We start from the raw sequence: 13,881 nt of genomic DNA, 5'->3' as shown, positions 1-13,881 counted from the left end.
TGGCGCAAGGTCATGGCAGCCTCCGCCCTTGCGGCCTGATGCTGCGGGACCGTGACGCATCCCTTGCATTCATGACAACGAAAAAAGGCCGAGCCGGGTCTGCTCCCAGGCCATGGCTTGCTGCATCCAGCTCGTGATGCCCACCCCGCGCCCCACAACAACTTCCAAGAGACAAGCATGAACCCAAGTGCGACGACCATTTCGGGCGCAACGCCCAGGCAAGATACCAGCCAGGACATCGACGCAGACAAGGCGCTGTATGCCAAGGTCAGCTGGCGGCTGCTGCCCCTGCTGCTGATCTGCTACATGGTCGCCTACCTGGACCGGATCAATATCGGCTATGCCCAGATCCAGATGAAGCAGACGCTGGATTTCGGCGACGCCGCCTACGGATTCGGCGCGGGTCTGTTCTTCATAGGCTACTTTCTGTTTGAAGTACCCAGCAACCTGCTGCTGGAGAAGATAGGCACGCGCAAGACGCTGATGCGCATCATGCTGGTGGCCATGGCCTGGGTCTCCACTCCCATGCAGTTCTATGTCGCACGCTTTCTGCTGGGCGCCTTCGAAGCCGGCTTCTTTCCCGGCGTCATTCTCTACTTCACCTACTGGTATCCCTCGGCCCGCCGCGGCCGGGTGATCTCCATCTTTCTCTCGGCCGTCATGGCCATGGCCATCGTGGCCGGACCGCTGTGCGGCGCCATCCTCAAATATATGGATGGCATCGACGGTCTGCATGGCTGGCAGTGGCTGTTTCTCATCCAGGGCCCCCCCGCCTGCATTCTGGGCCTGATCCTCTACGTCTACCTGCAGGACAGGCCCGCCGACGCCAAATGGCTGACAGATGCCGAGAAAGCGCGTCTGCAATACAACCTGGCCAACGAAAGCGGCCAGGCCACTCACCACGGCAGCAACGGGCACAAGGATGCCGATGGCAGCGCCACTCTGGGCCAGCTGCTGCGCGACCCCAAGGTCTATGCCCTGTCACTGGTGTATTTCATGATGCACGGCGCCACCTATCTGTTTGTCTTCTGGATGCCCACCGTGATTCAGGGCCTGGGCGTGCAGGACGTGCTGCATGTCGGCATCTACTCGGCCATTCCCTTTGTGGCGGGCTTTGTCGGCATGATTGCCTTTGGCGCCAGCTCCGACCGATTCGGCGACCGGCGCTGGCACCTGTTCATCGCCACCGGCATGGCCATTGCCGGCCTGATCGTCACCCTGCAGATGCACGGCCATCTCGAAGGCTCTCTGATTGCCCTGGCCTTCACGCTGATCGGGCTTGCGGCCCTGCCCCCCGCTGTTCTTTGCCCAGGTCAGCGACTATCTGTCTCCGGCCGTGGCCGCAGGCGGCATAGCGCTCATCAGCAGCCTGGGCAACCTGGGCTCGGCCGCCAGCCCCACTCTGGCCGGCCTGCTGACCCAGTACACCGGCAACAGGCACTACAGCATCTATCTGGTGCTGGGCATGTTGATCCTATCGGCACTGGTGCTGATGGTGGCAGTGCGGCCCGCCAAGGCCCAGCATGGCCAGGCCGTGCGCTAAACAGAGGCCAAACAGTACGACAGCAGCCGGCCGGCCTTCAGGTCGGCTTTTTTCATTGGATGAGTCCGAACAGGAAGCCGGTGTCTGCCAAAGGATTGCGGCACACAGGCCGTTTCCGCTGGCGCACTCTGCTGACTGGAGTCCGGTTTCCGGAAAAAGCTATGGACCCGAGCCACAGCCCAATATCCGATCCATCAGATCCGGCTACATGCAGATCAATCCATCATATGCAAACAATATTATTATCTTTGGCAAAAGGATGATTCCGTAATTAACAAACAAAAAATTATTCATTTAACACATTAAATATTTAAGTTATAAACTTGGCTTCGGCTCCTTTAATAGGGCCAATTTGCACATATCACTCAATGCAGATTTCAGACCAAGCAATACGACAACTGATCAAAGAGAAAAGCACAGGGCAATTCACGTCATTCAATTTCAAGAGAATGCTCACACCGTGGATCATTCCTTTTGTTGTGCTGAGCCTTTGGCTATTTTCAACAACAAGTGGCTGGATAGATCAGTCCATATTACCCAGTCCTATCACGGTCGCTCATGCCGCCTATGAGCAATGGACCAACAACACGCTCTGGACAGATATAGGCGTCAGCCTGAGTCGGGTTCTGGCCGGCTTCAGCATTGGCATGTTGTCGGGCTTGGTACTGGGCACGGCCGTAGGTCTCAGTCAGTTCAACCATGATCTGCTTGACCGTTCGCTGCAGATGCTGCGCACCATTCCGCATCTGGCCCTGGTGCCGTTGATGATTCTATGGCTGGGTATCGATGAAACGCCGCGTATTTTGCTGGTCGCATTGGGAACGCTGTTTCCTGTCTATATCAACACGGCCAGCGGCATCAAGAATGTCGATGCCAAGCTGCTGGAAATGGGAAAATCCTACGGTCTCAGCCGCAAAGAGCTGATTAAACAAATCATCATTCCCGGCGCCATGCCATCCATACTGGTGGGTATCCGATATGCATTAGGTGTTGCATGGCTCACGCTGGTCATTGCCGAAACCATTGCTTCTCGCAATGGCATTGGTTACATGGTTCAGAACGCCCGCGAACTGCTGCGCATTGATATCATCATTTTCGCCATATTGCTGTATGCACTGGCAGGCTGGCTGGCAGACTGGCTTATACGGCAGATCGAATATCGCGTTCTGCGCTGGAATCCCGCATATAAAAAGGCAGCAGGTCAATGATTTCAATATTATCAAGCCGTCAGAATGCCGAAATCAAAGAAGATGGCTTCTCCGCATGCGCAGTTTCTCTGCGCAATATCGGAAAATCGTTCGGCCGCCGCCAGGTTCTGCAGCATATAGATCTTGATATTACACAGGGTGAATTCGTTTCCCTGATAGGTCCGAGCGGCGCCGGCAAGTCCACGCTGCTGCGGCTTATCGCGGGTCTGGAAGCCTGCAGCAGCGGACGCATGCGGTTGAGCAGCCCCGTGCCGGAGCGCGCAGCCCAGATACGGGTCATGTTCCAGGAAGACCGGCTGCTGCCCTGGCAGACCGTGCTCGACAACATCACGCTTGGCGCTCGCGAGCAACAGCCTGCAGCTCTGGAACTATTGCGTGCCGTCGGTCTGCAAGGCCATGAGAACGATTTTCCGTCCACGCTCTCGGGCGGCCAGAAACAGCGCGCAGCCCTGGCTCGCGCACTGCTACATCGCCCCGACATCCTGCTGCTGGACGAACCCTTTGGCGCTCTTGACGCCATTACCCGGGTCTCCATGCAACTGCTGCTCTTCGACATGTTGCGCGACCACCCCTGCACCGTGGTGCTGGTCACCCATGACGTGGAAGAGGCCGTGGTGCTCTCCAATCGCATTCTGGTGCTGCGCGATGGCGACATTGCCAGGGATCTGGTGCTCGAAGGCGCAATACCCCGCGATCGTGGCCAGGCCGATCTGGCCACGCTCAAGGCAAGGCTCATCAACGAGTTGCTGGTGCAGGAGGCCTTGCACGAGGCGGCCCAGGCGACTTCGGCTTCGGCCTGAGTCGCGCCGTCTTCGAGAGCTGGCTCCGACCTCCTTTTTCAATCACGGGCCTGCACGCCCCATTCCTTTCATTTCCTTCACGGCAATCATCATGAGCCCTTACGACAGCACCACGGCTTTGACCTCCTCACCACTGAGCCGCCGCCAGGCCTTGCAGCGCGGACTGCAAGCCGGCTCGGCACTGGCCGCGCTGAGCCTGGGCGGCAATGCCGCTCTGGCGCAGTCCAATGGCACACCGCTGCGGGTGGCCATCATCGGCGACGGACGTACCGGTGTCTGGGCCACGCTGCGCAGCCTGCCCGAGAGCCAGCTGCACAGCGCCATAGGCTCGGCCATCACCTTCCAGCCCGGATTTACCGCATCGCTGCCGGTGATGGAGGCCATCAAGGCTGGCTCGGTGGACTTCAGCTTTGCAACGGCAACCGCGCTCGTCAATGCCATCGCCGCCAGGGTACCCATGATTCCACTGGCCGCCTACGCCTTGCCCGCCGATGAAGTGGACTTTCTGGTGCGCGCCGAATCCTCAATACGCTCCGCCGCCGATCTCAAGGGCAAACGCATTGCCCATCAGAACGGCACCACCGGCACCTACAGCCTGATCAAATACCTGGAAACTGCGGGTCTGCGTCTCAAGGACGTGGAAGCGGTCAGCCTGTCGGGCGTCGATGCCTATACCGCTCTCGCACAAGGCAGCATCGACGGCTGGATCCACTGGCAACATGCCGCAGCCATTGCCAAGGCACGCCTGGGCGACAAGGTCCGCCTGCTGCCCAATGTCAGGACCTATGACTGGGCCTTTTATGTCGCCAGCGAGAAAGCGCTGCAATCCAATCCCCAGGCTGTCTTCAATGCCGTCAAGCTTATCAAGCAGACGCAGGCCAGGATCAATGCCAGCCCCGACGCTACGGCCAAACTATGGGCTGCACAAGGCGGCTTCCGTCCCGGCAGCCTCGAAGAAAAAGTCTTTGTCGAACTGATTCGGGACAAGCGCCTGTCGGACTCCACCGCCGATCTGCTGGCCCCGCTGAGCAGGCAGGCCGCCACCGAAACCCAGGAAATGGCCGACAGCTTCCAGCAACTGGGCGTGCTGCCGCAACGCACCGATGTCGTCGGCTTTTTGCAAAGCAGCAAGGTCGGCGATGTGGCGCAGAAGATCCGCAGCGCCCTCTCCTGAGCCCCTGACGACTTCCGGAGAGTGAGTTCATTGCCATGACCCAAGCAACACCCCGCCAGATGCATCTGGCCGCCTTCATCATTGCCGGTCCCGGTCGAGCCGGCGGCTGGCGCTACCCCAGCTCCGAATCCGACTGGCTCAACCCAGCCTACTATCAGAAGATCGCGCAGACGCTCGAGCGAGGCCGTTTCGACATGGCTTTTTTTGCCGATATTCTGGCCGTTCCCGACCGCTTCCAGAGCAGCACCGACAGCCAGCTGCGCTACGGCGCGCTGGGCTCCATGCGGCTGGACCCCACGCTGGTGCTGACGTCCATGGCGAGCGTCACCCGGCACCTGGGTCTGGTGGCCACCCGCTCGACCAGCTATTTCCAACCCTATGAGCTGGCACGCTCCTTTGCCACGCTGGACCATCTGAGCACCGGACGCAGCGGCTGGAACGTGGTCACCTCGTTCCAGGACGCCGAATCCAGGAATTTTTCGCTGCGCGAGCAAATCCCGAAGAACGAGCGCTACGACCGCGCCGACGAGTTCCTCGAAGTCGTCCATCAGCTCTGGGACAGCTGGGAAGACGACGCCCTGGTTGCGGATCGTGAAGCGCCACTGTTTGCCGACCCTGCCAAGGTGCACGAAATTCACCACCAGGGCAAATGGTTCGATGTGCGCGGCCCGCTGAACGTGCCGCGCCCGCCCCAGGGCTACCCGCTGATCGTGCAAGCCGGCGCATCGGATCGAGGCCGCGACTTTGCCGCCCAATGGGCCGATGTGATCTTTGCCAGCCACGACTCTCTGGACAGCGCCCAGCGCTTCTACAAAGAGATGAAGGAGCGCGTGGTGCGCAAAGGCCGCTCGCCCGACAGCCTCAAGATCCTGCCCGCCGCCACCCCGCTGGTGGGCGAGACCCGCGCCATTGCCGAAGCCAAGCGCGAAGTGCTGCGCGACCTGACCCATGCCGAGCCCGGCCTGTCCACCCTGGCCTATCACCTCGATATCGACCTGGGCCAGTACCCGCTGGACGCGCCGCTGCCCGACCTCAACGTGCCCGGCGTCAAAGGCCACTACGACGAGGTGCGCGAAGCCACCGACCGCGAACAGCTGACCTTGCGTGAGCTGGGCCTGCGTTACGGCAACCGCTACGAAGGCGGCATGGTGGGCAGCGGCAAGGACGTGGCCGACCAGATGCAGCACTGGTTTGAAGAACAGGCTTGCGACGGCTTCATGGTCCAGGCCCCCTACCAGCCTGCCGGGTTTGAGGAATTCGTGCGCTATGTGGTGCCAGAGCTTCAACAACGCAAGCTGCTGCGCACCGAATACCACGGCGAAACCCTGCGCGAAAACCTGGGCTTGGAACGCCCCGCCGTTCACGCCTGGAAAGAGCGTGTCGAAACACATTCCACTACAGTGGAATCTCCCGCCATTCCATCGACAGACAAGGTTGCCGCATGAGCCTCGCCACCAGCACGTCGCAAGACAACGCAGATCTGCAAACCGGCCCAGGCGAGATCGTCAGCATCGAGGCCCAGGCGACGGCCACCGCAGGCCGCTACCTCGTCAGCGCACGCCACAATGTGCTGCCCACCGACGCCAAGGTCAGCAGCGGCGGCCCCGGCTTGGCGATTGCCGCCGGCGAGCTTTTGCTGTCGTCACTGGCGTCCTGCAGCTTCGGGTTGATTCAGGAAAAAGCGCGCGAATTCGGCTGGCCCCTGAGCAGTCTCGATGCCGAAGTCCTGTTTCAGCGCGATACCGCCGACGGCACCCGCTATGCCAGGCTGGAACTGGCGGTCACGGCCGGCGGCGTCACGCAGCAGCAGGCCCAGCAATTGCTGGACTACTTCACCGGCAAATGCCCGATCTACAACACCTTGCGACGCGGCGGCCCGGCCAGTGCACGCATTACAGCAACAACCTGAGTTTCAGAGACTGCCCCAAAGGAGAAAGCGGGACAAAAGACTGGCAGTGCATTCTGTGAGCATCGCCAGCCTTCGGCCTCTTGCTCTCTTCTATCGCCCCGACGCCCAGGCATTCAGGCTGACAGTGATCGACCTCAGAAGCTGCCCACCCAGGTCCCCAGCGCGATCACCATCACCAGTGCCGGCAGCGGGAACAGCATGGTTACCGCCGCAATGTCGCCATAAGACTGACGGTGATTGAGCTTGCAGATCGCCAGCAGGGTGATGATGGCGCCACAGTGCGGCAGCGTGTCCATGCCACCGGCAGCCATCACCGCCACCCGGTGCAGCAGCGCGGGACTGATGCCAGCGGCCTGGGCCATGGCCAGGTAATCAGCACCCAAAGTCTGCAGTGCAATACTCAGCCCCCCGGACGATGAGCCGGTAATGCCCGCCAGGACGTTCATGGCCACCGCTTCGGACACCAAGGGGTTGCTTGACACCTTCAACACCGCGTCGCGAATCAGTCCAAAACCGGCCAGGGATGCAATCACCGCACCATAGCCAACCTCGGACGCTGTATTGAACAGCGGCAGCATGAATCCAAACACGCCCTGATTGATGGTGTCCTTGAGGCTGTGCCAGCGCCCCAGGCGCAGCAACACCAGCGCCGTACAGGCCACGATCAGCGCAATCACCAGCGCCCACAGTCCCACCAGCCGGGTCGGGTCCAGCGCCGGAAAGCGTTCCGTCACAAAGCCCAGGTCCAGACGTGGAAAAACGCCGTAGGTAAACAGCGCATTCACGCCGATCACCAGCAGCAATGGCAGCAGTGCCATCCACAGCGGTATTTGTGCATGGCGTGCGGCCTCGGCCGCTTGCTGCGCGGGCGTCAGCACAGTATCCGCGCCGCCTTCGTCGTGTTCGCCATAGCCCTCGCCTGCAACTTTGGCAGTGGCTGCGCGCCGGCTCAGCCACCACAGGCCGCCCGCCAGAATCAGCGCCGCCGCCAGAATGCCCAGTCCCGGCGCTGCAAACACATTGGTGCCGAAGTACGGGATCGGCATGGCGTTCTGGATCGCGGGCGAACCCGGCAGCGCCGTCATGGTGAAGGTGAACGCGCCCAGCGCAATCGTGGCCGGGATGAGGCGCTTGGGAATCTGCGCCTCCTCAAACAGATTGCGCGCAATCGGGTAGATGGCAAAAGCCACCACAAACAGCGACACCCCGCCATAGGTCAGCAGCGCGCAGGCCAGCACCACGGTCTGTATGGCGTACTTCTTGCCCAGAGTACGCACAATCCAGTGAGCCAAGGTACTGGCCGCCCCCGAATCGGCCATCAGCCGCCCGAACAGCGCCCCCAGCAAAAACAAAGGTAAAAACTGCAGCACATAGCCACTGAGCGCGGTCATGAAGGTGTCGGTATATAGCGGCAGCAGCCAGCGCCCGTCGCCCGACAGCACCACAGCCACGGCCGCCATCAACGGGGCCAGCAGCAGCACTGTCACGCCTCGGTAGGCCAGAAACATCAACAGGGCCAGCGAGACGGCCACGGCCAGCACACTCAGCATGAGCAGCCTTTCTGTCCCGGCACATCAGCGGCGCTGGTTGGGATACGGTCAGCGGTACACGTCATGCCCCCTCCTGTTTTGCGAAAGCCGGCCGGGCCAACAGCGGCACGGAACCAGCCTCACACCAACTCAGTATGCCGCCGCATGTTGCAGTGCACAACAAAGATATAGGCACCTTGGCAGCGGCGCTGCACACCTTGAAGTCAAATTAGTCGCTAGAACAATCTGCAGGCTCACAAGTAGCTATCAAATACAGAGAAAACGGCTTGACTTGAAAATTTCCGCTCGAGAAAGAACAAACCAGAGCATGGTCAAAGCAATTGATACTTCCTCATCGGGAAATTAATGAGCAAGTTGACTCTGCCAGCCAGACCGAAGTATCAAGCAAAAATCGGCTCTAACCTTTATGCATCAATCGCTTACAGCTATCAAAACTATTCTTTAAGCTGTGCTTCGAGCAGGGCATTGGCTTCATAGCGCAGCCAGCCCGCCGCCACCGGCTTGCCCGCAGCAGCGCCTGCACGACGGTCACTGGGGTGCGAGCGCCCCTCGCTCACCACTACTTCCGCAAAATCAAACGGGCTCATGCCGTCAATGCAAGCCACATTCACGCCGTACTGATGCGGCGACGAGCGCCGCTGGTGAAAGGTATAGATGCCGCAATGCTTGCAGAAGAAATGCTTGGCCTGCCCAGTGTTGAACTGATAGAGCGTCAGCGCATCCTGCCCCTGCAATACCTCGATTCCGCTCAGCTCGGCCGACACGGCAACGGCACCGCGCATGCGGCAGAACGAGCAATTGCAGCGCCGCGCAGTATTCAGGCCGTCGCTGAGCAGCACGTTAAAACGCACTGCGCCGCAGTGGCAGGCGGCTTGGAGCGGCCTGGAGTAGTCGGGGCTTGGGCGGGGCATGGCCGTCTCTTTCGCTGATAGTGGGTGCGCAAAGCTTAAGTCATCCGTGCAGGTCGATCGAGGCTCAAGCGCTTGCCAGGGAAATCGACGCTGCTATCAACACAAAAAGGCAGCCCGAAGGCTGCCTTTGTTTTGAACAGATCCTGAGACCTGATCGCTACGCTTACTTGCGTGCTGGTGGTACGTCCGTGCAGGAACCGTGGGCCACTTCCGCCGCCATGCCGATGGATTCGCCAAGGGTTGGGTGGGGGTGGATGGTCTTGCCGATATCCACGGTGTCGGCACCCATTTCGATGGCCAGGGCGATTTCACCGATCATGTCGCCGGCATGCGTGCCGACCATGCCGCCGCCCAGGATGCGGCCGTGGCCGTGGGCTTCGGGGGAGTCATCAAACAGCAGCTTGGTGAAGCCTTCGTCGCGGCCGTTGGCGATGGCGCGGCCCGAGGCGGCCCAGGGGAACAGGCCCTTCTTGACCTTGATGCCTTGTGCCTTGGCCTGGTCTTCTGTCAGGCCCACCCATGCCACTTCGGGGTCGGTGTAGGCGACCGATGGAATCACTCTGGCGTTGAAGGCGGCAGCAGCCAGCTCCTTGTTACCTTGCAGCTCACCAGCGATGACCTCGGCGGCCACATGCGCTTCGTGCACGGCCTTGTGCGCCAGCATGGGCTGGCCCACGATGTCGCCGATCGCGAAGATATTGGGCACATTGGTGCGCATCTGGATGTCGACGTCGATAAAGCCGCGGTCGGTCACGGCCACGCCAGCCTTGTCGGCGCTGATCTTCTTGCCGTTGGGCGTGCGGCCCACGGCTTGCAGCACCAGGTCGTAGGTCTGGGGTTCGGGCACGGTGACGCCGTCCTTGGCAGGAGCGAACGTAACCTTGATGCCTTCGGGCGTGGCTTCGGCACCCACGGTCTTGGTGTTGACCATGATGTTGTCGAAGCGTGGCGCGTTCATCTTCTGCCAGACCTTGACCAGATCGCGGTCGGCGCCCTGCATCAGGCCGTCCATCATTTCCACCACGTCCAGGCGCGCGCCCAGCGTGCTGTAGACGGTGCCCATTTCCAGGCCGATGATGCCGCCACCCAGAATCAGCATGCGCTTGGGCACTTCCTTCAGTTCCAGGGCGCCGGTGGAATCGACCACGCGGGGGTCCTTGGGCATGAAGGGCAGATGCACGGCTTGCGAGCCTGCAGCGATGATGGCGTTCTTGAACTGAACGATCTTCTTGCTGCCGGTCTTTTCCTGGCCGGAACCGGTGGTTTCTTCGACTTCGATGTGGTTGGCAGACACGAAGTTGCCGTAGCCGCGCACGACGGTGACCTTGCGCATCTTGGCCATCTGGCCCAGACCGCCGGTCAGCTTGCCGATGACCTTTTCCTTGTGGCCGCGCAGCTGGTCGATGTTGACTTCGGGAGCGGCAAACTTCACGCCGGCCACTTCCAGGTGCTTGACTTCGTCCATCACGGCAGCCACGTGCAGCAGCGCCTTGGAGGGGATGCAACCCACGTTCAGGCAGACGCCGCCCAGCGTGGCGTAACGCTCGACCAGCACGACCTTCAGGCCCAGGTCGGCCGCGCGGAAGGCTGCCGAATAGCCGCCAGGGCCACCGCCCAGAACCACAACGTCGCAGTCCATGTCCACGGTGCCGGCAAAGTTGCTGGCGACGGGAGCGGGAGCAGCAGCCACGGGGGCTGCCACAGGTGCGGGAGCGGCTGCGGCAGGCGCAGGGGCTGCTGCCTGAGCAGGTGCGCCTGCGTCGGCTGCGGCTTCCAGTGTCAGCACCAGCGAGCCTTCGGCAACCTTGTCGCCGACCTTGACCTTGATTTCCTTCACGACGCCGGCATGGCTGGAAGGAATCTCCATGGAGGCCTTGTCGCTCTCCACGGTAATGAGGGACTGGTCCACGGCCACGGTGTCGCCGGGGTTGACCAGCAGTTCGATCACGCCCACTTCGGCGAAGTCGCCGATATTGGGTACCTTGATATCGATGAGGCTCATATGCGCTCCTATCTTGGTTTTGTCTCTGCGCCGCCCGATTCGCTCGGGCAGCTGAAAACGATATTTCCGGGTTGAAGCCTGGCGGCTGACGCCTTAGCTCCAGTCAAAAGTCAGCAATACGGTACGGCTTTCAGGCTCGTAGAACAGCAGGGTTTCGGTGCCGCTTGCGGCAAAGGCATCGGCATTGGCACTGCAGATGAACTCGAAGTGCGCGCCGGTTTCTGGGTGGATGGGGTGAATGCCATCGTCCGTGCCGGTGCCGCTCAGCAGCTCATTCGTCAGATTGCTCCAGTTGCCGCCCCAGGAAGGGCCGCCCAGCGCGCCGAGCAGATAGCGCCCGGAACTGGTTTCGTAGCAATCGGTCCCTGGCTCATACAGCGGCAGCTTGGCAACTTCAGCGGGGTCGTCCCACTCGTTCGCAGCATTCCAGCCATGGGCCAGAAAGTCCCGCCTGGCCTGCTCATATGCCGCGTGCTGGTTTGCGTAATGCAGTTCCATCACATCGCGCCATGAGTACTTGGCCTCATTGTGCAGTTCGAACGGAGGCTCCACGCCCAGTTTGACCAGTTCACGATGCTGGCTGCGGACCTCGCGCCAGTCGAGCGATTTTTCCGCCCAGTCGGCCCTATCCTGCTCCAGCATGAAGTAGCGCCAGTCGCCCAGCAGCTCGTACCTGCCTTGATCGTTGAGCTTGAAAGCCAGCCAGTCAGGCTTGAGCAGCGCGTTGCCAAACTCCTCGCCCCCCCACTCCCCGACTTGCCCTTCGTAAGGCTCGCAAGGGGCGACAAGATGAATCGGCCCGCTCCAGGTATCGTCAAGCAAGGCCAGATCGATGGTGACGAGCGGCAGAAAATGCCGCACGTACTTCTCGACCGGCTCGGCGAAGACGTCAGCCGCATCCGGAAAAGGCCGGATACCGGGAATGACGCCACGCAGATGCTGGATGGGATGCTGTCTCAGGTTCTTCATCTCACTCATGGGCTGGCAAGGTGAAGCGCAAGGCCTCTAAAAAGATGGCTGCTTGCGCAATTCAGATAAGCGCTACAGGCCGATTTCGCAAAAAATCGGCCTGCCTGTCAGCTGCTTAGAGCAGGATGCGGCGGTAGTCGGCCAGCACAGCGCCCAGGTAGGCGTTGAAGCGTGCGGCAGCTGCACCGTCGATGACGCGATGGTCGTACGACAGGCTCAGAGGCAGCATCAGACGGGGCACGAACTGCTTGCCGTCCCACACGGGCTTCATGGCACCCTTGGACAGACCCAGGATGGCGACTTCAGGCGCATTGATGATGGGCGTGAAGTTGGTGCCGCCGATGCCGCCCAGAGACGAGATCGAGAAACAGCCGCCTTGCATGTCTGCAGCGCCCAGCTTGCCGTCGCGGGCCTTCTTGGCCAGCTCGCCCATTTCCTGGCTGATCTGCAGAATGCCCTTCTTGTCGGCGTCCTTGAGCACGGGAACGACCAGGCCGTTCGGCGTGTCGGCGGCAAAGCCGATGTTGAAGTACTGCTTGTAGACCAGGGTGTCGCCGTCCAGAGAGGCATTGAACTCGGGGAACTTCTTGAGCGCAGCCACCACGGCCTTGATCACGAAAGCCAGCATCGTCACCTTGACGTCGCTCTTGGCCTTGGCGCTTTCGGCATTGGTGGACACGCGGAAGGCTTCCAGCTCGGTGATGTCGGCCTCGTCATTGTTGGTGACGTGAGGGATGACCACCCAGTTGCGATGCAGGTTGGCACCCGAGATCTTCTTGATGCGGGACAGTTCCTTGCGCTCGACCGCGCCAAACTTGGCGAAGTCGACCTTGGGCCAGGCCAGCACCTCCAGACCGCCGACGTTGCCGCCGGACGACTTGGGAGCCACAGCCTGCTGGGCCAGGGTCTGCACGGCGCCAGCCATCACCGACTTGGTGAAGGACTGGATGTCTTCCGCTGTGATTCGGCCCTTGTTGCCCGAGCCCTTGACTTCTGCCAGAGGCACGCCCAGTTCGCGAGCGAACTTGCGCACCGAAGGCGAGGCATGGGGCAGCTGACCCGAAGGCGCCACGGTGGGGTTGTGGGCCGCAGGTGCTGCCACAGGAGCAGCAGTGGCCACGGGAGCGGCAACTACGGGTGCAGGTGCTGCCGCCACAGGTGCGGCAACCGGTGCAGCCACGGCAGCGGCAGCCTGCACGGGGGCAGCGGCTGCGCCCTGCACTGTCATCTGCCCGACGACGTCGCCCACGTTGACGGTGTCACCCAGCTTGATGGTCAGCGCCGTGATGGTGCCGGCCGAGGGCGAAGGGATTTCCATCGAGGCCTTGTCGGACTCCACTGTGAACAGCGATTGCTCGGCGATCACAGTATCACCCACCTTGACGAGCATCTCGATCACGGCCACGTCCTTGAAGTCGCCGATATCAGGGATCTTCAAGTCCACGGTGGAAGATGCTGCAGGGGCGGCTGCCACAGGGGCTGCTGCCACGGGTGCAGGAGCTGCGGCCACGGGTGCAGCGGCCACAGGGGCAGGCGCTACGGCGGCAGGAGCGGGAGCCGCATCAGCGGTTTCCAGCATTACGACCACGGAGCCTTCCTTGACCTTGTCGCCAAGAGCAACCTTGATTTCCTTGACCACGCCAGCCTGGCTGGAGGGGATTTCCATGGAGGCCTTGTCGGACTCCACGGTAATCAGGGACTGCTCGACCTTGATGGTGTCACCCACCTTGACCAGCACTTCGATCACGCCGACTTCGGAGAAGTCGCCGATATCGGGGACCTTGATTTCTGTCAATGCCATGTTGTCTGTCTCCC

At 61.2% G+C, this 13,881-nt stretch carries 11 protein-coding genes; 6 read left to right on the top strand and 5 right to left on the bottom strand.

The features are described from left to right. Positions 1–177 precede the first annotated feature (177 nt). The 6 genes from FSY59_RS16410 (at position 178) to FSY59_RS16385 (ending at position 6,634) form a co-directional block, all read left to right on the top strand. Positions 178–1,806 (top strand): MFS transporter, encoded by a 1,629-nt coding sequence (locus FSY59_RS16410; RefSeq protein ID WP_255439514.1) that lies wholly within the window; start codon positions 178–180, stop codon positions 1,804–1,806. A gap of 186 nt (positions 1,807–1,992) precedes the next feature. Further along, positions 1,993–2,751 (top strand): ABC transporter permease subunit, encoded by a 759-nt coding sequence (locus FSY59_RS16405; protein ID WP_003055333.1) that lies wholly within the window; start codon positions 1,993–1,995, stop codon positions 2,749–2,751. Between the two features lie 68 nt (positions 2,752–2,819). Then, entirely contained in the window at positions 2,820–3,551 is a 732-nt protein-coding gene (locus FSY59_RS16400) for an ABC transporter ATP-binding protein (protein WP_255439542.1), read from the top strand. A 91-nt stretch (positions 3,552–3,642) separates the two neighbouring features. Then, on the top strand, positions 3,643–4,725 hold the full coding sequence (locus FSY59_RS16395; protein ID WP_148729340.1) for an NrtA/SsuA/CpmA family ABC transporter substrate-binding protein: 1,083 nt from the start codon (positions 3,643–3,645) through the stop codon (positions 4,723–4,725). A 35-nt stretch (positions 4,726–4,760) separates the two neighbouring features. Beyond that, a complete protein-coding gene (locus FSY59_RS16390) occupies positions 4,761–6,170 on the top strand; it encodes an LLM class flavin-dependent oxidoreductase (RefSeq protein ID WP_222864297.1) in 1,410 nt (469 codons plus the stop codon). Next, a complete protein-coding gene (locus FSY59_RS16385; protein ID WP_003055340.1) occupies positions 6,167–6,634 on the top strand; it encodes an OsmC family protein in 468 nt (155 codons plus the stop codon). Before FSY59_RS16390 ends, FSY59_RS16385 begins: the two co-directional genes overlap by 4 nt. A gap of 134 nt (positions 6,635–6,768) precedes the next feature. On the opposite strand, the gene FSY59_RS16380 is transcribed toward FSY59_RS16385, so the two are convergent. From FSY59_RS16380 to aceF, 5 genes are all read right to left on the bottom strand, one after another. After that, positions 6,769–8,184, bottom strand: coding sequence for a GntP family permease (locus tag FSY59_RS16380; protein ID WP_080731521.1), 1,416 nt, complete (start codon positions 8,182–8,184; stop codon positions 6,769–6,771). 434 nt (positions 8,185–8,618) lie between these two features. Beyond that, on the bottom strand, positions 8,619–9,095 hold the full coding sequence (locus FSY59_RS16375; protein WP_003055343.1) for a GFA family protein: 477 nt from the start codon (positions 9,093–9,095) through the stop codon (positions 8,619–8,621). Positions 9,096–9,258: 163 nt separating this feature from the next. Continuing rightward, positions 9,259–11,097, bottom strand: a complete 1,839-nt coding sequence (gene lpdA, locus FSY59_RS16370) for a dihydrolipoyl dehydrogenase (protein WP_148729339.1) — start codon at positions 11,095–11,097, stop codon at positions 9,259–9,261. Positions 11,098–11,190: 93 nt separating this feature from the next. Beyond that, positions 11,191–12,066 (bottom strand): hypothetical protein, encoded by an 876-nt coding sequence (locus tag FSY59_RS16365; protein ID WP_148729338.1) that lies wholly within the window; start codon positions 12,064–12,066, stop codon positions 11,191–11,193. Between the two features lie 115 nt (positions 12,067–12,181). After that, on the bottom strand, positions 12,182–13,867 hold the full coding sequence (aceF, locus tag FSY59_RS16360; RefSeq protein WP_148729337.1) for a dihydrolipoyllysine-residue acetyltransferase: 1,686 nt from the start codon (positions 13,865–13,867) through the stop codon (positions 12,182–12,184). Positions 13,868–13,881 lie beyond the last annotated feature (14 nt).

The organism is Comamonas sp. Z3, from assembly GCF_008121565.1.
Taxonomy (GTDB): Bacteria; Pseudomonadota; Gammaproteobacteria; order Burkholderiales; family Burkholderiaceae_C; genus Comamonas; species Comamonas brasiliensis.
The sequence above is the reverse complement of the archived record's forward strand: the minus strand, read 5'-3'. Positions and strand labels throughout refer to the sequence as shown.

What these genes read in the sequence shown, in the direction of transcription:
- FSY59_RS16405 (WP_003055333.1), top strand. Translation starts at nt 1,993, where the DNA reads ATGCTCACACCGTGGATCATTCCTTTTGTTGTGCTGAGCCTTTGGCTA.
- FSY59_RS16375 (WP_003055343.1), bottom strand. Translation starts at nt 9,095, where the DNA reads ATGCCCCGCCCAAGCCCCGACTACTCCAGGCCGCTCCAAGCCGCCTGC.
- FSY59_RS16395 (WP_148729340.1), top strand. Translation starts at nt 3,643, where the DNA reads ATGAGCCCTTACGACAGCACCACGGCTTTGACCTCCTCACCACTGAGC.
- FSY59_RS16390 (WP_222864297.1), top strand. Translation starts at nt 4,761, where the DNA reads ATGACCCAAGCAACACCCCGCCAGATGCATCTGGCCGCCTTCATCATT.
- lpdA (WP_148729339.1), bottom strand. Translation starts at nt 11,097, where the DNA reads ATGAGCCTCATCGATATCAAGGTACCCAATATCGGCGACTTCGCCGAA.
- FSY59_RS16410 (WP_255439514.1), top strand. Translation starts at nt 178, where the DNA reads ATGAACCCAAGTGCGACGACCATTTCGGGCGCAACGCCCAGGCAAGAT.
- FSY59_RS16380 (WP_080731521.1), bottom strand. Translation starts at nt 8,184, where the DNA reads ATGCTGAGTGTGCTGGCCGTGGCCGTCTCGCTGGCCCTGTTGATGTTT.
- FSY59_RS16385 (WP_003055340.1), top strand. Translation starts at nt 6,167, where the DNA reads ATGAGCCTCGCCACCAGCACGTCGCAAGACAACGCAGATCTGCAAACC.
- FSY59_RS16365 (WP_148729338.1), bottom strand. Translation starts at nt 12,066, where the DNA reads ATGAAGAACCTGAGACAGCATCCCATCCAGCATCTGCGTGGCGTCATT.
- aceF (WP_148729337.1), bottom strand. Translation starts at nt 13,867, where the DNA reads ATGGCATTGACAGAAATCAAGGTCCCCGATATCGGCGACTTCTCCGAA.